This window comes from Levilactobacillus muriae, assembly GCF_045862015.1.
Taxonomy (GTDB): Bacteria; Bacillota; Bacilli; order Lactobacillales; family Lactobacillaceae; genus Levilactobacillus; species Levilactobacillus muriae.
The window spans coordinates 36,262-56,642 of sequence record NZ_BAAFRU010000005.1 but is presented as its reverse complement, the minus strand read 5'-3'; the positions used below and the strand labels follow the sequence as shown (position 1 = coordinate 56,642).

At 50.1% G+C, this 20,381-nt stretch carries 16 protein-coding genes and 1 pseudogene; 4 read left to right on the top strand and 13 right to left on the bottom strand.

Annotation, left to right across the window (positions count from 1 at the left end):
• Positions 1-9 precede the first annotated feature (9 nt).
• Positions 10-612 carry a class I SAM-dependent methyltransferase gene (locus tag ACKTSF_RS04535; protein WP_407887033.1) on the bottom strand — a complete coding sequence of 201 codons (603 nt, stop codon included), beginning with the start codon at positions 610-612 and terminating at the stop codon, positions 10-12.
• A 199-nt stretch (positions 613-811) separates the two neighbouring features.
• Here ACKTSF_RS04535 and nrdH point away from each other — a divergent pair, with 199 nt between their 5' ends.
• From nrdH to nrdF, 3 genes are all read left to right on the top strand, one after another.
• Positions 812-1,039 carry a glutaredoxin-like protein NrdH gene (gene nrdH, locus ACKTSF_RS04530; RefSeq protein ID WP_407887031.1) on the top strand — a complete coding sequence of 76 codons (228 nt, stop codon included), beginning with the start codon at positions 812-814 and terminating at the stop codon, positions 1,037-1,039.
• Positions 1,040-1,263: 224 nt separating this feature from the next.
• Positions 1,264-3,429 carry a class 1b ribonucleoside-diphosphate reductase subunit alpha gene (nrdE, locus tag ACKTSF_RS04525; protein ID WP_407887029.1) on the top strand — a complete coding sequence of 722 codons (2,166 nt, stop codon included), beginning with the start codon at positions 1,264-1,266 and terminating at the stop codon, positions 3,427-3,429.
• A 183-nt stretch (positions 3,430-3,612) separates the two neighbouring features.
• Positions 3,613-4,608, top strand: a complete 996-nt coding sequence (gene nrdF / locus ACKTSF_RS04520; RefSeq protein ID WP_407887027.1) for a class 1b ribonucleoside-diphosphate reductase subunit beta — start codon at positions 3,613-3,615, stop codon at positions 4,606-4,608.
• Positions 4,609-4,743: 135 nt separating this feature from the next.
• Here the strand turns inward: nrdF and ACKTSF_RS04515 are convergent, their stop codons facing one another.
• Both ACKTSF_RS04515 and ACKTSF_RS04510 read right to left on the bottom strand, forming a co-directional pair.
• Entirely contained in the window at positions 4,744-5,382 is a 639-nt protein-coding gene (locus ACKTSF_RS04515; RefSeq protein ID WP_407887025.1) for a Vat family streptogramin A O-acetyltransferase, read from the bottom strand.
• A 106-nt stretch (positions 5,383-5,488) separates the two neighbouring features.
• Complete coding sequence (locus ACKTSF_RS04510; protein ID WP_407887023.1) at positions 5,489-6,391, bottom strand: 3-hydroxyacyl-CoA dehydrogenase; 903 nt, start codon at positions 6,389-6,391, stop codon at positions 5,489-5,491.
• Positions 6,392-6,573: 182 nt separating this feature from the next.
• Between ACKTSF_RS04510 and ACKTSF_RS04505 the strand changes: the two genes are divergently transcribed.
• A complete protein-coding gene (locus ACKTSF_RS04505; protein WP_407887021.1) occupies positions 6,574-7,152 on the top strand; it encodes an LOG family protein in 579 nt (192 codons plus the stop codon).
• A gap of 205 nt (positions 7,153-7,357) precedes the next feature.
• On the opposite strand, the pseudogene ACKTSF_RS04500 reads toward ACKTSF_RS04505, so the two are convergent.
• From ACKTSF_RS04500 to ACKTSF_RS04455, 10 genes and pseudogenes are all read right to left on the bottom strand, one after another.
• Positions 7,358-7,513, bottom strand: a pseudogene (locus tag ACKTSF_RS04500) (transposase); the annotation flags it as partial.
• Positions 7,514-7,923: 410 nt separating this feature from the next.
• Positions 7,924-10,533 carry a bifunctional lysylphosphatidylglycerol flippase/synthetase MprF gene (mprF, locus tag ACKTSF_RS04495; protein WP_407887019.1) on the bottom strand — a complete coding sequence of 870 codons (2,610 nt, stop codon included), beginning with the start codon at positions 10,531-10,533 and terminating at the stop codon, positions 7,924-7,926.
• Between the two features lie 486 nt (positions 10,534-11,019).
• Positions 11,020-12,399: a sensor histidine kinase gene (locus ACKTSF_RS04490; protein WP_407887017.1), complete on the bottom strand. Its 1,380-nt coding sequence runs from the start codon at positions 12,397-12,399 to the stop codon at positions 11,020-11,022.
• 7 nt (positions 12,400-12,406) lie between these two features.
• A complete protein-coding gene (locus tag ACKTSF_RS04485; RefSeq protein ID WP_407887015.1) occupies positions 12,407-13,102 on the bottom strand; it encodes a response regulator transcription factor in 696 nt (231 codons plus the stop codon).
• A gap of 390 nt (positions 13,103-13,492) precedes the next feature.
• Positions 13,493-13,639 carry a hypothetical protein gene (locus ACKTSF_RS04480; RefSeq protein ID WP_407887013.1) on the bottom strand — a complete coding sequence of 49 codons (147 nt, stop codon included), beginning with the start codon at positions 13,637-13,639 and terminating at the stop codon, positions 13,493-13,495.
• A 179-nt stretch (positions 13,640-13,818) separates the two neighbouring features.
• Positions 13,819-16,461: a YfhO family protein gene (locus ACKTSF_RS04475; RefSeq protein WP_407887011.1), complete on the bottom strand. Its 2,643-nt coding sequence runs from the start codon at positions 16,459-16,461 to the stop codon at positions 13,819-13,821.
• 13 nt (positions 16,462-16,474) lie between these two features.
• Positions 16,475-17,122 (bottom strand): phosphatase PAP2 family protein, encoded by a 648-nt coding sequence (locus tag ACKTSF_RS04470; protein WP_407887009.1) that lies wholly within the window; start codon positions 17,120-17,122, stop codon positions 16,475-16,477.
• 13 nt (positions 17,123-17,135) lie between these two features.
• Entirely contained in the window at positions 17,136-18,077 is a 942-nt protein-coding gene (locus tag ACKTSF_RS04465; protein WP_407887007.1) for a glycosyltransferase family 2 protein, read from the bottom strand.
• A gap of 105 nt (positions 18,078-18,182) precedes the next feature.
• On the bottom strand, positions 18,183-19,577 hold the full coding sequence (locus ACKTSF_RS04460) for a sensor histidine kinase (protein ID WP_407887006.1): 1,395 nt from the start codon (positions 19,575-19,577) through the stop codon (positions 18,183-18,185).
• A gap of 4 nt (positions 19,578-19,581) precedes the next feature.
• Positions 19,582-20,280: a response regulator transcription factor gene (locus ACKTSF_RS04455; protein ID WP_407887004.1), complete on the bottom strand. Its 699-nt coding sequence runs from the start codon at positions 20,278-20,280 to the stop codon at positions 19,582-19,584.
• Between the last annotated feature and the right edge of the window lie 101 nt (positions 20,281-20,381).

Genomic DNA, 20,381 nt, shown 5'->3' with positions numbered 1-20,381 from the left:
TCGATTAGGTTAATTTAGCGTACTTTCTAAAATATAATAACCTTTATCTTTCTTGATGATTTCGCAATTGCCAAACGTGGCCTTCATGTTCTTTTCAGCCGATGGTGCCCCTTGCTTCTTCTGTAGAACAACGGTCAACGTTCCCCCCGGCAAGAGGTGCGCCTTAGCGCCGGTCAACATGGTCGTGACGACCTGCTTTCCCGCACGAACGGGTGGGTTCGTTAGGATAGCAGCGTAACGCTCCGTGACGTGTTCGTAAATATCTGACGTCTTGATTTCCACGTTTTCGATCTGGTTGGCCACGGCATTCTGCCGCGCTAGGTCCAGCGCCAACTCGTTGACGTCAACCATTGTAACTTGCCGTTCCGGCCACTTCTTAGCCAGTGCTAGGCCAATGGGACCGTAACCGGTACCCAAGTCTAGCCATGGGCCAGCTGGCGTCTTATCAGCGTTAAAGGCTGCCAATAATGCCCGTGATCCATAGTCAACTTGGTTCTTGGAGAAGACCCCGTTGTCGGTGGTAAACAACAATTCGTTGCCTAAGAGGGTAAACGGCCAATGGTGTTCCTCATGTAAAACATCTGGATTTTGTGTATAATAGTGATTAGTCAAATTCTCCGCCACCTTTTAAGTCTATTTTACCTTAGTTTTTTGGCGGAAAACAAGAAAAATAAATTTAATCCATTCAACACCATATTTAGTAGTTATTGTATTTGCCAACTACCAAATATGGTGCTTTTTTTAATTGCTATTTTCTACATCTGGTGTACACTTAATTCATTGATATTGAAATTTAAGGGATGTGGCAACAATGAAAGTAACAGTATACTCAAAGAACAACTGCATGCAATGCAAGATGACGAAACGTTTTCTCAGCGAACACAACGTGGCGTTTGAGGAACGGAACATTAATCAAAATCCAGAATATGTGTCTTACCTAAGAGACCACGGCTTCCAAGCCGTACCAGTTGTCGAAGCACAGGGACTTCCTGCTTTCTATGGCTTCCGGCCAGACCAATTGACCAAGATTGCGGGCTAATTGAAGTAAGCACAAACCCGTCTTGGCGACGTCGTGTTTGTTCACGGTGTCGCCATTTTTTATTTGATTTTTCATATGTTAGCTAATTGTCATCTAAATATGGGTGATTGGACCAATCACATCTGTTTGATTGGCCCACAACAGGCGAAATCTCTGATAACTGCAGGTGGCAACTGTTAGACCAAAGAAGCAATGACATTAAAGAGAAGGAAGAGATGGCGAGTATGAGTTTAAAGAATTTAGGCGACGTCACGTACTACGACTTAAATAACGAGATCAATATCCCCGTCGATGGGCAGATTCCATTGAATAAGGATCAGGAAGCCTTACAGGCCTTCTTGACTGAAAACGTGATCCCTAACACTAAAAAGTTTGACACGCTGCGTGATCGATTCGACTACCTTATCGCCGGGAACTACGTTGAACAACAGGTCATCGAACAGTATCCATTTGACTTTATCGCGGATCTCTACAGCTACCTGAAAGCGCAAGATTTTCACTTTAAGTCCTTCATGGCCGCCTACAAGTTCTACGCGCAATACGCACTGAAGACCGACGACAACGACTACTACTTAGAAAACTTCATCGACCGCGTGGCTATGAATGCCCTCGACTTTGCCGGTGGCGACCAACAATTGGCTCACGACCTTGCCGACGAAATCATCCACCAACGCTACCAACCCGCAACGCCAAGCTTCTTAAACGCTGGCCGGGCACGGCGTGGTGAACTGGTTTCCTGTTTTCTGATTCAGTCCACCGATGACATGAACACCATTGGTCGGACCATCAACTCCGCGCTACAATTGTCCCGTATTGGTGGTGGGGTCGGCATTAGCCTCTCCAACCTGCGTGGTGCCGGCGATCCTATCAAGCACATCGACGGTGCCGCTTCCGGCGTGGTCCCCGTCATGAAGTTACTGGAAGACAGTTTTTCCTACTCTAATCAGCTAGGCCAACGCCAAGGAGCCGGTGTGGTTTACTTGAGCGTGTTCCATCCCGACATTGTCGCTTTTTTGAGTGCCAAGAAGGAAAACGCTGATGAAAAAATCCGACTCAAGACGCTGTCACTCGGTGTCACGGTTCCTGACAAATTCTACGAACTCTGTGAACAGGACGCCGACATGTACTTGTTTAGCCCCTACGATGTGGAACGCATCTATGGCAAGCCGTTCTCCTACGTGGATATCACGACGGAATACGACAACATGGTCGCTAACCCCGACATCCGTAAGAAGAAGCTGAAAGCCCGTGAACTAGAAACGGAAATCGGCAAGCTTCAGCAAGAATCCGGTTACCCTTATATCGTCAACATCGATACTGCTAACCGTGAAAGTCCCATTGATGGCCGCATCGTGATGAGTAACCTGTGTTCTGAAATCATGCAGGTTCAAACGCCATCCACAGTCAACAACAAGCAGGAATACATCAAAATGGGAACCGACATCTCCTGCAATTTGGGATCAACCAACATCGTTAACCTGATGACTTCCCCCGACTTCGGTCACTCTGTCGAAACCATGGTTCGCGCCCTGACATTCGTCACCGACCATTCAGATATCGACGTCGTGCCTTCGATTCAAAAGGGCAATCACCTCGCCCACACGATTGGTCTGGGTGCCATGGGCCTTCACAGTTACTTTGCCAAGAACCACATGATGTATGGCTCTAAAGACAGTATCGGGTTCACCAGCGTCTACTTCATGTTGCTGAACTACTGGACACTCAAGGCTTCCAACGAAATCGCCAAGGAGCGGCACGAAACTTTCCACAATTTCGACAAGAGTACCTATGCGGATGGGAGCTACTTCGACCGTTACACGGAACAAGACTGGCGGCCAAACGCGGAAAAGGTTCAGGCCTTATTTAAGGACGTCTGGTTACCTTCTCCTGAAGATTGGGCAGCGCTCAAGGCAGCGGTCATGCAAGACGGGCTGTACCACCAGAATCGGATGGCTGTTGCGCCTAACGGGTCGATCTCTTACATCAACGATACCACGGCTAGCCTCCACCCCATCATCAACCGGATTGAGGAACGGCAGGAAAAGAAGATTGGGAAGATCTACTACCCAGCCCCTTACCTCGATAACGATACCATGCCTTACTACAAGTCCGCTTACGACACAGATATGCGACGAGTCATCGACGTTTACGCGGCAGCTCAGAAGCACGTGGACCAAGGCATGAGCCTGACGTTATTCATGCGCTCGACGATCCCTGAAGGCTTGTACGAATGGAAGAACGGTCGGACCGATAAGATGACGACGCGGGATCTCAGTATCTTACGCAACTATGCTTACTGCAAAGGCATCAAATCCATTTACTACGTACGAACGTTTACCGATGATAATAACGAAGTCGGCGCCAACCAATGTGAAAGTTGTGTTATTTAGCTAAAGTTAATGAAGGGCGGTGAATCCGCGTGTTGTTCAGTCCAGTGGCCCCTCCGGGATTCTGTGCTTGGCAGCATTAGCGGAAGTCACCGCTTTTTGATTAACGTTTTCACTAGCTAAATGTGGTAAGCTTAACCCAACACTTGGGTTAGACACTGGTAAAAAGATAAAGGAGTGGCTGCAATGGCAAGAACTGAAAATTATAACGCAATTAACTGGAACGCGGTTTCTGACGAAATCGACAAGGCAACTTGGGAAAAACTAACGGAGCAATTCTGGTTGGATACCCGAATTCCCGTCTCCAATGACTTGGATGACTGGCGGACACTGGATACCGATCACCAGTGGGTCGTGGGCCACGTCTTTGGCGGACTGACCTTACTGGACACGCTACAATCGCAAGATGGGATGGCGGCCCTACGTAAGGATGTTCGAACCCCGCATGAAACAGCGGTTTTGAACAACATCCAATTCATGGAATCCGTTCACGCCAAGAGTTACTCCACAATTTTCTCTACACTGAACACGCCCGACGAAATCGATGAAATCTTCCAATGGAGTGACTCCGAAGAATTCCTACAGAATAAAACCAAGCGAATCTTCGACCTCTACCACGATGACGAGCATCCTTTAAAGAAAAAGATTTCCAGTGTCTTCCTGGAAACGTTCCTGTTCTACTCTGGTTTCTTTACGCCGCTGTATTACCTGGGTCACAACAAGTTAGCCAACGTTGCCGAAATCATCAAGTTGATTCTGCGGGATGAATCCGTCCACGGCACCTACATTGGTTACAAGTTCCAACTCGGTATGAAGGAATTAACCGACAACGAGCAACAACAAATGAAAGACTGGATGTACGACTTCCTTTATAAGTTATACGATAACGAAGAAAAATACACGCACACCCTCTACGACCAAGTTGGCTGGACGGAACAAGTCTTGACCTTCATCCGTTACAATGCCAACAAGGCACTAATGAACCTGGGCCAAGATCCACTCTTCCCTGATACCGCCGAAGATGTGAATCCCGTCGTCATGAATGGGATCTCCACATCGACCGCCAACCACGACTTCTTCTCCCAAGTGGGGAACGGCTACCTATTAGGTAACGTCGAAGCCATGAACGACAGCGACTACAACATCAGTGAACCAAAAGATCCTGACGATCCTAGCAAATAAAGCAGACCGTTCAAAGAAGCCGCAAACGCCAAGCCACCATATGATGGCCCGCACGTTTGCGGCTTCTTTTGCTTTTATAGGGGTTATAGATTGCTACCTGCAGCTCCTATCCAATTAACCATTCAGGCTCCCAAATTACATCAACGCTGCAATCGCGGCAACGGTTGGTGTTGCACGCGTTAACGCCGGAATATGTGTCGTGATCCACGCGATGTCACGATCCCACCACGCCAACTTTTCCAAGGCTGCGATCACTGCCGACTCAAATCGGGGACGAATCAGTGTCGCTGGATTACCGCCGATGATTGTGTACGGTGCCACATCCTTGGTCACGACGCTGTTGGCCCCCACGATAGCACCATCACCAATCGTTATACCGGGCAATACCGTGACATTTTGTCCCAGCCAGACGTCGTTGCCGACCACCGTGTCTCCTTTCAACGGCAAATCCGCCAGTCGGGGTGTAAATGCCTGCCAGTCCCCACCCAGAATGTTAAAGGGATAAGTCGACGCCCCCGCCATAGCATGATTGGCCCCGTTCATCACAAACTCAATGCCACTGGCAATCGCGCAAAATTTGCCGATCACCAGTTTATCACCTAAAAACTCATAGTGATGGGTCACATGCTGTTCAAACGCCAGTGGTGCCACCGGATCATCGTAATACGTGTAATCGCCGACTTCGATGTTGGATCGTTGAATCACATTTTTGAGAAACACGACTTCCTTAATTTCCGGATTAGGGTAAACCGCATTCACATCAGGAACTGTCATGGCTAAACCTCCTCGTCTTCAGTTACCCTCAGTGTACCGACCGCCCAAACGGAACGCAATACCCAAATAAAATGGCCATACCATCGGGGGTTGGCCATCATTTACCCTATTTTCCCTGGACAAATCCTTCCCGCTGGAACGCTGGGTTGGGATACTCGTAGAACCCCGCACCGGTCTCCTGCCCCAGTCGGTGATTGTCGATCAATTCAATCTTAATTCGGTGAGCTACCGTAACCAGACCCTCGCGTCCCGGTTCGGCACTGGCACCCAGCATCAGCTGATAGACCGTCTGTAGCCCAATCTCATCGAGCACTGCAAACGGCCCACGAACGGCTCCCGTTGCCATCATCCAGGTCCGATCAATGGTCTCGAAGTCGGCCACGTCCTCGACCCACAGCATTAGCGCCGTACTCAAGAAGGAATCCAGCATCGCATTTAAAATATAAGCAGGATGTTCCTTCTGCAGTTGAATCGGAATCATGCCAATGCGCCGTACAAAGGCCACCACCTCCTGGTAGACGACCGGGTCCGTACCAGGATGTCCCATCACCTCAGCCAGATGATTGACCCAGACATGGTTCGTAAAATGCAACGCCAAAAATTTTCCAGGTCGCCCAGTAATCGCCGCAAATTGACTGGGAACCAGCGTCGATGTACTGGTCGCAAAGATCGTCTTCTGTGGGGCCACCTTGGACAATTGGGCGTAAAATTCATTCTTTACCCCCACTACCTCGGGGACGGTCTCAATCACCAAATCGGCATCTTCCACTGCTGTCTCCAAATCTGTGGCGTAGCGCAAATGATCGTTGGTCGTCTTGATCACTGCTGGCGTCGCCTTACGCTCTCGCATGTAGATCCGATCCCACGTGGCCACCCGCCGCTTCGCCGCAGCACTGGCTGCAGGATTGACATCATAGATGGTCACGTACAGGCCACTGTACGCAATTTGAAACGCAATCTGACTGCCCATCGTCCCACCACCAGCGATCACAACTTTTTCGATTGCCATTACCCCTCACCCTTTCTAGTGACTTCCCCAACGAACACTCACTTGCTAAAACTCTGCCAAATTTGGCCTAGGCCACCCGTCATTTTGCGGTATAATGGATTGTAAGTTACGCGCCAATACTTGTTTGAAAAATGATAGCGTCATCCGGCGCGCCACTGTCTAAATTCAGGGGGTCAATTCCTATGCCAAAAATCAAAAACGTCTGCGTCTTCTGCGGGTCCAACCACGGTTATGATCCAGACTTTCTCAATCAAACGAACGCGCTGGGCCAATATCTCGCCGCTAACAATCACCCCGTCGTCTACGGCGGTGGTAAGGAGGGCCTGATGGGCGCAATTGCCAAGTCCACCATGGATGCCGGCGGAGAAGTTATCGGCATCATTCCTACCTTTTTAAGTGAAATGGGCTTGGCTGAAACCAACGTCACCACGCTGTTAGAGACCAGTACCATGGACGAACGGAAGGATGAAATGCTCCGCCAATCCGATGCCTTTATCGTGCTCCCCGGTGGCTTTGGCACGTTTGAAGAGTTCACGACCATGCTATCTTGGAGTCAGATCAACGTTCACCAAAAGCCAATTGCTCTCTTCAACATTAACCATTACTTCGATGAACTCGTGGCCATGATGCAGAAGTGCTGTGACCAAGGCTTCGCACCGCAAGAAAATATGGATCTCTTCATTGATGCGGCTTCGATTGCTGAAATTTTCGCAGGCTTCGCAACCTTCCATCACCAGTTGCCCTATAAATACACGAACTAGCTTTTAGCTATTATTGGCGTTGAGAAATTTTGCCTGTGGCTGTCAGGGATTCTGTCGCTATCACGGCTGGCGCCATCCCTAACCCAACACACTAGCTGAAGCGATGCCAGCGTTCTTCATTTTCACTGGTGATGCTCAAATTTAATACGAGTTAGGCAGAATTCCCTTATTTTCAAACAAGGGATGAATGCCATCATGCTTTTTGTTATTTTATGATATTGTTTTCCACGGTCTCCTTGCTCATGTCACCCAAGGTACTCATGAAGTAACTAGGAGACCAGAGATGCCCACTCCAAAACTTTTGGCTTTTTATCTCGGAATGTCATTCAAAGAATAAGCGCGCTGCCCCTCCCTCTTTGGCATTGTAAACGCCTCGTGCCGGTACTTAGTGACCCAGACCAAGTGGAAGGGTTTAGCAACCTTGTAAGAACTGTGTCCGTCTGGAAACCTGCGGACCTAAAAGGCTTTGGTAATTAGCGGATAAGTCCTATTCGTAGGCAAACGCTGTATCTAAGCAAATTGTGGCCGCCATGCCATGGGGTGTAGTGACCACAAGCGTCCGTTTTTAAACGGGCGTGGTTGACTCTAACTGAACGGGCTTAAATGCGCGCTCTTTTTTTACGCTCTTTTTGTCTGAACAATATTGCCCAATTCACAGATACACCCACTGATCAGCCACTATCAAGGATAAAGCCCAGTCTAAGTCGGCTACATCCCTGGCTGCCGCAAGCGACTGGTTTGAAACACCCCCAATAGCTGCTATCTAACCAGTTAACGGCGATTCTGCCAGTTGATCTCATCGGTCAGCCAGCGATCCAGCCAGCGCGGCACTAGCCGCGTCCTTGGCCCCGTCGCCGGTCGGTTAATGACCAGCATCAATTGGAGCATCGTGAAGATCAGTGACGCTCGCCGCCGATAGGCTAAATATTTCGGCTGCCAAGTCGTCACATACTTTTCCTTGTACGCCCGTAGTCCTTGAAAGCTGTAAACGCTGGACCCGTACTGATAGATTAGATGGGCCGCCCGCTCCTCAATAAAACTAAAGTTCGAGACCCCCACGTTGGCCAGCGGTGCCATCCCTAAATTAAAAGCAGAGTAGCCCTGATCACGGCACAGCTCAAACAGATACACAAACAGGCCATCCATAATCCCCGAGGGCGCCGCGTGGCTCTCTCGCATCAAATCAATCGACGTCATCTTCCGGTCACCCGTCGGCATCAGATTGGCAAATGCCACAATTTCACCGGCGGCAGTCTTCATTACAGCAATCGGTGCCTCATCAAGGTAGGTTCGATCAAAGAACCCCATCGAGAAGCCCTTCTCCGTCTGTTCTCCCAGCCACGAATTCGAAATGGCCTGCAGTGCCGCAAAGTCTTTGTCACTGAACGGCGGCTGTTGAATCTCACAAGTATACCCCTCGCGACGGAACTTATTAACCAGTGCACGTTCCCCACGGTGGCCCTTTCCCACAAGGCTAAACGTCGTCAAGTCAACGTGACCCTCTTCGCCCACTTTGATGAAGTCAAAGCCCATCTCGTGAAGCCGCAGCGTCAATGACTCACTAATCTCGTAAAAGACCGGCCGTAACCCGGCCAGGTCGGCGTCATGCATGAATTGTTTGAGCGCCGGCGCTAGTTTTTCCTGATTGCCAATCGGTTCACCCATGACCAGAAGCTTATCAGCCCGCTGCCGAAATAGAATCAGTAGTTGGTCTTCATCGCCTTCCCGATAAAAGTACAGGTGCTTATCCCGGAGGAAGGCCAGATGACTGACCTCATTGCCGCCGAATTGTCGAATCAATGCACGTACTCGCGGTCCATCAAAAGCCTGATACAGCCATTCCTGCCGTGAATGGGATAGATAGCGATAGATGCCCAACAGAATCAGCAGGGCCACCAGTAGGCCACCCAATCCGTTCAGCCAGACTTGCATCGACGGAACGAGCCAGCTCTTTGGTAACCAGGGCCGATGATGCCCTTGGAACATGTACAATCCCAGCACGGTATACATCAAGAAGGTCCCCACATAGATACTGCCATCGATCAATAGACCGCCCCAGGAATAGTGGAAACCCTCGCGGTACAATTCCGGTCGTGCAAAGATCAGACAAGCCAATACTAAGCCTAACAGAACGGCCAGCCCACCAGGAAAGTTCTCCCGCCAAAGCGTGTTGCCAATCGCAATCGTTAAGACCACTAGTGTCGGCCAAAAGACCCGTTTGACCCGTGCGCCAACACCGCGTGCCAGCCCAATCAGTAGAAAGGCCACGATAATATTCGAGACTTGATCCAGAAAGTAAAACATATAAGGGACCAATCGAATGTAAAGATGATTGGTTAAGACCACGTCCGGAATCGTCGCGTACAGGAGCATCATCACGCCTGAGAAATACATAAAGGTCGTCACAAATAGATGGGCACCCCGCCGCAAGGTTGCCACTGGCAAGCCATTTAAGAAACGATTGATCTTACGACCGGCATCATGGAAAAAGAGACCGACCCCCACGCCAAACGGGAAGAGGTAATAAAATAATCGGTATAACAGCAACCACCCCGCCGCATCCGCGCGGCTGACCCCCAGCATTCCTAGTCCCAAAATCATGAAGACGTCAAAACTCCCCAAGCCACCGGGAATCATTGAGACGACTCCCGCGACCGAGGCCACCACGAACATTGGAAATACGGCAGCTAGATTTAATGGCAGTCTCAATGCCCAACCAATCAGAAGAAAGAAGAGCGCACAGCTCCCCCACTCCAGACTGGACCCTACGATCAACCGCAGTTCACGCGTCCAGGTTAGATCCCTAAAGAACTCACTGTCGTTAAATCTCGTGAATAAGAACAAACCCGGAAAATACAGGCCGCCGCCCAGAAGCCAGAACCAATACCCCTGATACGGCTGGCCTATGTCAAAACCAAAGAGTAACAGGAGTGCGACCCAACATGATAGGGACAACCCCGCCAGGAGAAATAGGGCAATCTTTGAGATGGCATACACCACTTGTTTCTTCGTGGCTGCTGCCGAGTAGAAGTTTGCCCGCAAACTCGCCCCGAGGAGACCACCCATACCCATGAGATTCGTAAAAGTATTGGTGACCCACCCACTACGGACGATGTACCCCGTCGAGAATTCACCGGGTAAAAATTCTACAATCGTGAAGTCATAGATCAACATTGGCAAGACTGCCACAAAGCCGCCTACCAAAAGGAGTCCCAGTGTTCCCCAACTCAGCGACGCCAAAACCGTTTGGACCTGTTGCCCACTAACTTCATGCGCCACGCGACCGATCTCACGGATAATAAAGAGCAATACGGAAAACATAAACAGCCCTTTAATTAACGTCATGTGCTTTTGAAGACCCGACCATAGTCTTTTCCCCATCATAAATTCCCCCTGTAGTTCTTCATTATCGCAATGGCCAGATTGAAACACAATCAAGGCAGAGTCGGAAACAGCCGTTAGGTTACCTGACTTACTAGACGTTAAAGGAGCCGACGTCCCCACGCACGGCTCCTTTCTGATAGGCCTAACGACACGACCTGCTATTCTGCTTGTTGTCTTCCCATACTCCGTTGACCAATCGCTCAATTACTCGTTAAATTCTATTTTCCATAGCCGCATTCCCCAACACGACTTTATCCTGGTTCATGCAAGCTAGCCTTCCCGGAAAGGACCGCTATTTCCCCAAAACGAATGCACAACACCAGATGTTCAATTGCCGTTAGTCGGTGGTAGACAATGGTATTCCCCAAAGACTTTCGTCATTGCCGTGTATCCGTCTCGCCTTCCCAGAAAAAAGTTCAACCACAATTGAATGTCTCAATCATAGCTGAATTTGTTCATTTTAAAAACTTACTCTAAAAGAAATTATTCTGAGATTTTCTCAGATTGATCATCTGCGCGAGGCAATGTCACCACAAATTGACTGCCGCGGGGAACGTTGTCAATGACGTCAATGCTTCCGTGATTCAGGTGCACCAACTGTTCGACGATGGCCAGGCCTAAACCGGTACCCGCAATCTCTGGTGTCCGGGCCGCATCGGCACGGTAGAATCGTTCGAAAACGTGAGACTTATCTGCCGCACTGATCCCCATCCCCTCATCCTTAACGTAAATGCGATGAATGGTCGCCGTCGTTTCCAAATCAACGGTGATGGTCGACGTCGCTGGCGAATATTTAGCGGCATTATCGAGTAGCGCCGTCAGCACCTGCTCCAAACTTTCCGCGGCCCCCAGGACCACAGCCGCCGATTGTGTGCCGGTTATCGTGAGCGATTGGTGAAGCAATGGTCGTTCACGGATTGCCACTGCGGCAATCACGTCCTGCAGGTCAATCGGCACCAGCTTCAAGACGGCCCGGTCAGCCCGCGACAGGGTCAGGAGACTATCCACCAAATTCTTCATCCGGATTGACTCCTCACTGATGTAAGCCAACGACTGTGGGACAATCTCAGGATGCTCGGTCGCGCGGCGCTGGAGAAGCTGTACCTGAGTCAGTACAGCAGCAATCGGTGTCCGCAGTTCATGGGCGGCGTTCGAGGTGAACTGCCGCTCCTGTGTAGTGTGCGCGTTGACTGTTTCCAAGAGCGCATTAAAACTCTCGGCCAGTTGATTAACCTCAACCGGTTTCACCGGAACTGGCAAGGCAATCCGCCGTTCTCGTTGTTGCGCCTGTTCCTGAGCGGCTGTGTTTAAACTCGCCAACGGCTGTGTAAGTTGCCGGGCGAGCGACCGGACGTAAACGCCCCCGATCAGAATGGTCGCCGCCATGACCAGTAGAACTACGACGATCACCGACAACAGCGTCGCCACGATTGGCATAAGGTTTAGCCAAATTTCTAAACGATTCCCATGATAGTAGCTTTTCCGGTAGTACGTTAACCCATACCCCTGCGTGTAGCTGATGGCATTGGTTCCGAACATTTTGTGTGACTTGTAACTCAGAAAATCACGGGTAAATGGCGAATAGTAATATTTTACCGAGCTGGCACGGGGATTCGTCACCCGGACATTGGTCTCAAACGTATTAATAGCGCTATATCGCCGCCACCAATGCCAGTCGGGTTGGTCATCAATTACTGAATGTTGCAGTCCCTTCATCAAACGCGTAGCGGACTGCTGGGTCTGGTGAATCTGCTGAAAGCCGACCACCGTGATGATGGCGGTCCCCATGAGTAGCGTGGCTATGATTAGCAGTCGGATCACCCGTTTATGAATCTCACGAGCCGTTGTTTGTGGTTTAGCCATTCTGCGCTCACCCCACATATTCCGTGGAGAGAACGTAGCCCACGCCACGAACTGTGTGAATCAGATCATTAACGTTACCCGCCGCAAGCTTGTGCCGCAAGTAACGGATGTAAACGTCGACAATATTGGGTTGGCCTTCAAAGTCCACGCCCCAAACCTGATCCAGTAAGTCATCGCGGGTCAGCGTCTCGCCGGCATTCTTCATGAGACAGAGTAAGAGATCGTACTCCCGTTGGGTCAACTGAATCAGATCGCCACCGTTTCTAACTTGGCGACTGCGCGTGTCGACCATCAGCTGCCCTACGTGTAGTTGCTGCGTGGCTGGCGTCGTCGTCTGACGGTGCCGTAAAATCACACGGACCCGCGCAAGCAATTCCTCTAAATCGAACGGCTTAGTAATGTAGTCATCCGCTCCAGTGTCTAACCCCGTGACCTTATCACTCACGTAGTCGCGCGCGGTCATCATAATGACTGGCAGATCATCGTTGCGTCGAATCCGTCGCAATACGCCGAGTCCGTCCAGCTTGGGCAGCATCCAATCCAGAATGATCAAGTCCAGTTGCCCCCGATTGTTCTCATACACTTCAAGCGCACTGCGACCGTCTTTGGCGTTAAGCACCGTGTACCCCTCAAACTGCAGATCCATACTGACCGATGCCAACAACGCCGCATCATCCTCCACCACTAAAATCATGTCACTCATCGCGAGTCCTCCTACCTTAAGTTGCTATGTCTAGCTTACGCCACAAGTAAGCCCGTTGACCACGCAATCCGTGAATCTTCAGGATTTTTCAACAACTGCCAAGTAACCGTGTAAGCCACTAGCCTCAGACATGTAAAGAGTGGCATAAAAGGCGGTTCGCCGGCTAAAATGTTTGCGTTACTCTTGCGACAGTAGGAATTATCACGGCTAAATTAGTGAAAACAGCCGCACTCCAGCTTAGATTGTACATGGCCATTTCAACCACTGAACCCCAGGTGGTTGTTAGAATTTAAGCTTAAAACAATAATGTTTCTTTAGGCATAGTCCATGTTACCTTGAATCAACTATGGTAGCCGAGAGGTCGGCAGATATGGACTCAGGCGCGTCGTTCTACTTAGCTGGTGGGTGGTTTTCCCACTGGCCTAGTAGAAAACCAAACTTGGAGACTCGGTTCTTTCGAGGCTTCAAGTTGTGTTCGCACCAATCCAGCCCATATCTGCCGGCCGGTAAGGCGATGGTTGGACGACGTTGCTTCATTTTAGGCCCAGTATCGTTGTTGCAACAGCCATAATGAATGCTTTGGAACTTCAACCTTCAGTTATCAGTTTTAAGCGGAGTCAACTGCCTTCTGTCCCACGTTTCAGCAGTATAGCTTTGGAGAGCAAAAACGTCTGGGGGATTGTCCCAGACGTTTTTACACGTGTCGCTTGCTCACACTATTTCGATGACTTGCGCAGATGCCGCGACCGTTCACGGTGCACACCAGCCTCGTCAATACGCCACCACCAGGCTAGCCCAGCAAAACTGAGCAGACTGACGAGGGATATGCCAGCACCCAGACGGCCCCCAGGTACGTGATACGTCAACGTCACCGTGTTCTTGCCATTCTGCAAGGGTACCCGCGTCAAGCCATCTAGAACCCGCGTGGTCTGTACACGATTGCCATTGACCGTTGCCTGCCACCCCGCATCATAGGGAATGCTCAGGTAAAGATCACTGCGCGATGGTGTCCCCGTAACGTGTCCCTGAAGGCTCGTCTTCACGGGACTGCTGACCGTCTTCACCGTCAAGCGTTGGCGCCGAACCGTCTGGAGCAGCCGTGCAAAATCTGCCTGCCGCAAACTAGCCACCTGCGTATGGTAAATCGCCTGTGAATACTTCGCTGCAAAGGTCACGGAGATCGTTTGTCCACGCTTGAAGTTACCCAGCTTCACGAGTGCCGTCTTGTCGTTAGCATTCGTTGCTGGTGCAACGCTGACCCCATTGACCTTCATCGTCGCATATTTTGTCTGTCCACTTGGCACCCACAGATAGGCTGGCCCGGTTGCCTTCATCTTCAAAGACAATTGATGATGGTACTTATAGGTTGTCTTCACACCCTTAACCTGTGACACCACCTTCACGTGATCTGCAAGTTGGGCCGCCTGCTGTAGGTAAGCGTGACGCTGCGGACGTAAGGCTTGCATGATCTGTTCTTGGTTCTGCAGTGCATCACTGGTCAACTGTACATTTTGCAATGCCGTTGATACCGCGAAGCCCATGCCAGAATAGCCCGTTGTGCGCGTCTGCCAGCTACTGTTGTTTCCCAAATGAACCGTGTCTTTAACGCCCAGCAGTAGCTCTGTCAGTGGTGTCAGCCCAACATCACCAATTCGACGGACATTATCGCTGAACATCCCTAACTTTTCCAAAGTTGTACGGGTACTCTCGCTCAATGTTGAACTGTAGCCCGATATTCCATGGAAGTTAAACGTTAAACTATCATTGTAATTGTTGTAATTACCTTGAAATGCCCGATTGATGAGGGCATTGTCATTCTGTACCCGGTAGAGCTGACCATCGGGATCGTTGACCTTAGCCATCTGTTGATTTTCCTGACGGTAGGCTTGCGCGTATACTTGCTGGTTTCCAAATTTACTCGTGCCCATGGCCAGAATGAAATTCCCCGCAACTTCCGTGATGACCAAACCGCTCAACAACCATTTCCGCCAAGCCGCACGCGTTCCAAAGATCACCGCAGCTGTCACAAAAATGTAAACTACAGAAATGCCAACGCTCTCCCAATGAACTTGTTGAATACCGGTAAAGTAACTGGTCAGCTTGGCAGAACGCCCACTGACCAAGCGCAACATAATTTTAACAGACGCCGCGCCACCCACAACTAGGGCAGCTTGAATCAACGGCAACTCCCACTGCCAAGATCGCTTGATCTGGCGAGGTTCTGCCTGCCACGCAGCGAATCCCAGCATTACCATCACAAAGCTCAGAAAGAAGACGTTGCGGAAGGGAAAGCCAGCCGGTGCCTGCATAAGATGCCAGATGGTGTTGAACAGGCGCACCCACATTCCCAGGAATAGCGCGAGGAGTAACGTTGCCGCTGACCACTTCTGGCGTCTCGAGAACTGTGCGTGACAGAAGTAGACTACTGTCAGCAAGACCACAGCACTCGTCACAAAAACAGTGGGCGCATGCATTAACCGTTGTGAATAATTGGTGGCACCCACCCCAAACTGGGTAAAGAACTCAGCGCCAAATTCAGGAGTTAAGTGAAAATTCAAGAGTTTGGTGGCCGACTTAGCCGTTAATAACATCCCCAAGCCAGTCGGAATTAAAATAATAGCTGCACTCAAACCGCTCAAGGCTCCGGTCAGGGCAAAACGCCCAATTCGACCATACCAGGGACGACTGCCTACTTTGCTCCCCTGCCAATTAGTCAGCACGTACGCAAAGTAGAGGAGACTGAAGAGACAGGTCATATAACCCAAGTAATAATTGGTCAGAATACTAGCCAATAAACTGCCAAAGAAAAGTACGGGCCGCCCTTGATCGACCAACCGATCCACTCCAGCAGCCACTAATGGCAACAGAATGAGCGAATCCAGCCACATCAGATCAAAATAGTTAACAGCCACAAAGCCACAGAAACTAAACGCCAAGGCAAAGACCATTGTCATTCGCTGTGTCGTTCGGAAATGCCGCTGCAGGTACCAGGTCATCGTTGCAGCAATTGTCGCAATTTTAACCATGATAATGACACTTGCCGCCATGGGTACTTGCGCCGTTCCAAAGAACAAGACGATGAGGTTAAAGGGACTCAACAGGTAGTAAGCCACCGTTGGCACTAAGCCACTCCCCAGAGATTGCGAGAATGTGTAGAAGTGAAAGACTTGGTACCGCAACGCGTGCCGTAATGCCGTCAATAAGGGAATATACTGCGTTCCCATATCACTCATTAGTAGACTGTGATTGCCAAACGGTGTAATCCGCCAGTACATAAAGACTGCTGCCATGATAGCGAGGGCAACAACCCAAGCCAGTCCCGTATTCTGCCATAACCGTTTTCGAGAAAATTCTGCCATCCGTTCCCTCACCTCATTCCATAACTTTTTCAGGCTGATGCTTTCCTCGTAAGCGTTCGAAGACGCTGAGTACCTGAAGCCACCACCCACTAGCTAACAGCAGACTCCCTAGAACGTCGCTGGGAAAGTGATCCCGCAAACCTAACCGAGCGAGTAATACACCAAGTACCCCGATAACGATGATCGCGACTAACGTCCAGTAAAGCCAATTGCCTTTTAGAAAACTGAGCAATAAAGTTACCACGATACAAGCGACTAACATCGTGCTAAAAACATGACCGCTGGGAAAGCTGAAACCTGTATCGGCAACGATCTGTTGCGTCGGTCGAAGTCGGCCAACGAGCTGCTTGATCACCAGCAACAGCGCATCGCCGCCAATGATTGCGGTCAACACGGTCAAGCTCCATCCTCGCTGATGAATGCGCCACAGAAATAGTGCCAAGAGCACCGCGAAACCACCAGTGATGGCCGGACTCCCTAACGTGGTCAACCAATTCCAAAGCCGTACGTGTTGTCCCAACCAACTTGTCTGAAAACCGCTGAGCCACTGCCGGTCTAACGCCATTAAAGGCGCGAATTGTATTTTAACTAAAATTGCAAGAATCCCAAATAATCCCAAGGTGCCTAGCGCGAGTTGCTGATTACGCTGATTGACTGCCATCTTCAAAATCTCCTTACATCTTTTCTTTAACCAAATATTGTGGTCGGTGCTTAGTCTCTAGATAGATTCGCCCAACGTACTTCCCCAGAATACCCAGGCAGAGCAACTGCAAGCCACCCAACATCAGGATAATGGCCACCAGTGAAGGCCACCCTGCCGTCGGATTACCAAAAATGAGTGCCCGAATCACAATCCAAATCATGCCCAGGATTGACGCAACAAATGCTGTGCCTCCTAGCCAGGATGCAATGGACAGCGGCACTTCCGAATAATCCATGATACCCTCTAGTGAATACGAGAGTAATTGCTTCATCGACCAGTGAGTGTGACCAGCCACGCGATCCTGATGATGGAACGTGAGGTATTTCGTCTTAAACCCCACCCAACTGAAGATCCCCTTGGAGAAACGATTGTACTCTGGCATCGCGATCACCGCGTCTACCACAGACCGCCGCATCAGCCGATAGTCCCGCGCACCGGGTACGATTTTCACCTGTGAAATGCGATTGATGATGTGGTAGAAGGCCGTGGATAACTTTGAACGTAACCACGGCTCACCTTGTCGATCGGACCGCTGCGTGCCAATCACGTCGTAATCCGTCTCGGCCAAAGTCAAAATCATCGTGGGTAATAACTCGGGGGGATCTTGCAGGTCAACATCCATGACAGCCACAACATCCCCTTGTGCTGCTTTGAGCCCCGCTAACAGGGCCGCTTCCTTGCCAAAGTTACGTGAAAAGTTAACGTAATGGACTTTATCAGCATGTGCCGTATGCAAAATCTGAAGTTGTTGGAGCGACTCGTCCGTTGAGCCATCATTAACGAACCAATATTCCCAACGATATTGTTCGCGGTGATGGTCGAATTCCGTGAGAATTTGATCCACACGTCTGAAAAATAAAGGAATACTTTCCTGCTCGTTATAGCAGGGCACGACGATTGAAATTAATTGCATGGCACTTTCCTCCTTAGGCCACAAAAAAAGACTTAACTATCATGGCAATTGAATAACTCCATGATAGTTAAGTCTGGCCGCCCTTAAAACGGTGGTGAAAAGTGATTACTCTGAGATTTTATCAGAATCTGCTGTTATCCTTGGAAACTCAAGGATAAAGCGACTCCCTTCTGGCTGATTATCGACCACGTGAATGGTTGCCTGATTCAGAGCGACCAGTTGGGCCACAATTGCCAGTCCCAGGCCAGTCCCCCCCACTTGTCGCGCACGGGCTGAATCAACTCGGTAAAAGCGTTCGAAGACATGTGGCTTGTCGGTATCCGCGATGCCTAACCCGCAATCCTCGACGCTGACCTGAACCGCGGTTGCCGTCTGTGTAAACCGTACGGTAATAGGCTGATCCGCTGGTGAATATTTACCAGCATTATCTAAGAGTGCTGCCAGAATCTGTTGAACACTCTCCGAATTTCCGTGAATCACGAGCGACTGCAGGCCGACCACCTCAAGTGATTGGGACAACACAGCCCGTTCCTCCGCAATAATCTCGCTGGCGGCCGCCGCTAAATCAAAGTAATCCAGCTTGAGCACACCACGGTCGGCTCGTGATAGGGTCAATAGACTATTGACTAACTTTTGCATGCGACTGGACTCATCATCGATAAAATTAATTGAGCGCGGGATCAGCTCCGGATGGGCCTCCCCCCGTCGCTGAATGAGCCGCACGTGGCCCCGAATGGCCGCAATGGGCGTCCGCAACTCATGGGCCGCATTGGACGTAAACTCCCGCTCCTGTTGCGCGTGCTCATTAATAGCCGTCAGAAGATCATTAAAGCTTCGGGCCAATTGATTCACCTCGCTGGGCTGTTCGGGAACCGGCAATGTGGCCTTGATGGTCCGCGTCCTCGCCTGCTCCTGAGCAGCCACGTTCAGCTGGGCCAAGGGCTGTGTAATTTTATTTGCCGTCAACCGAATGTACGCCCAACCAAAAACAATCGTAAGTAGCATAACGGCAACAACTACCCCAACAACCGAGAGTAGAATTGTTGTAATTGGCGACAAATTGAGCCAAATCTCCGAATGGATGCCTAGCCGTGTGCCACTCCGATAATAGGTAAATCCATATTCAGGTGTATACATGATCGCCGAAAATATCGGCATCTGGTAGTGCTTCGCTTTTAAAAATTGCTGCGTATTCGGGGAATAGAAGGTCGACGGTGCATTTCCAATCTTACTATTGTAGACCCGCACATAGGTATTCTTCGTATTGATTGAACTATGCTTTCGCCAACTATTCCAATCGGGTTGATCGTCGATAATCGAACGTTTCAGACTGGCCATCAATTCAACAGAGGATTGTTCACTCTGCTTGACCAATTGAAAACCAACCGTACCCACAATGGCTAGTCCCATCACCAACGTCAAGACAGTCAGCATGCCAATGAACCGTTGTCGAATCTGTTGGGCAGTCGTCATTTCCCGTTTTGCCTTTTTTGCTTTCAACGGCTCACCCCCGATAATCGGCGGACAGGACGTAACCCACGCTTCGAACGGTGTGGATCAGTGGCGTTGACGCCTGCTCTTCGTCGAGTTTGTGCCGCAAATACCGCACGTAAACATCGACCACGTTGGGTTGTCCTTCAAAGTCCACGCCCCAGACGGCATCCAACAACTCATCACGGGTCATAGTTTGCCCGGCATTTTTCATCAAAAACAAGAGTAGCTCGTACTCCCGCTGCGTGAGCTGAACCAGATTGCCATTGCGTTGGACCTGCCGAGAGCGCGTATTCAAGGTAATATCACCGACGTGTAATTGGCTATCAGCGCTTTCTTGATGATGGCGATGGCGTAAGATCACCCGAATTCTGGCCAATAATTCCTCAATCTCAAAGGGCTTGGTGATGTAGTCATCCGCCCCGGTATCCAGTCCGGCAACTTTATCCCCCACGTAATCACGCGCCGTCATCATAATCACCGGCAGATCATCGTGCTTTCGAATTCGCCGCAGGACCCCCAACCCATCGAGTTCCGGTAGCATCCAATCCAAAATAATCAGGTCAAGCTGACCACGATTGGTCTCATAGATCTGTAAGGCCTGCTTGCCATCAGTGGCATTAAGGATCGTGTAATCTTCAAACTGCAATTCCGTTGTTAGCGACGCGAGTAACGCCTCATCATCTTCAACAATCAATACCGTTCCAGCCATAATTTTCCTCCGTTCACTGTCATTCCCCTTTAGAATACGCAAGTTTGTCGCTAAAAGCCACAACAACGCGCCAACTTGCTTGAAAACTTAAGGAATTTCGC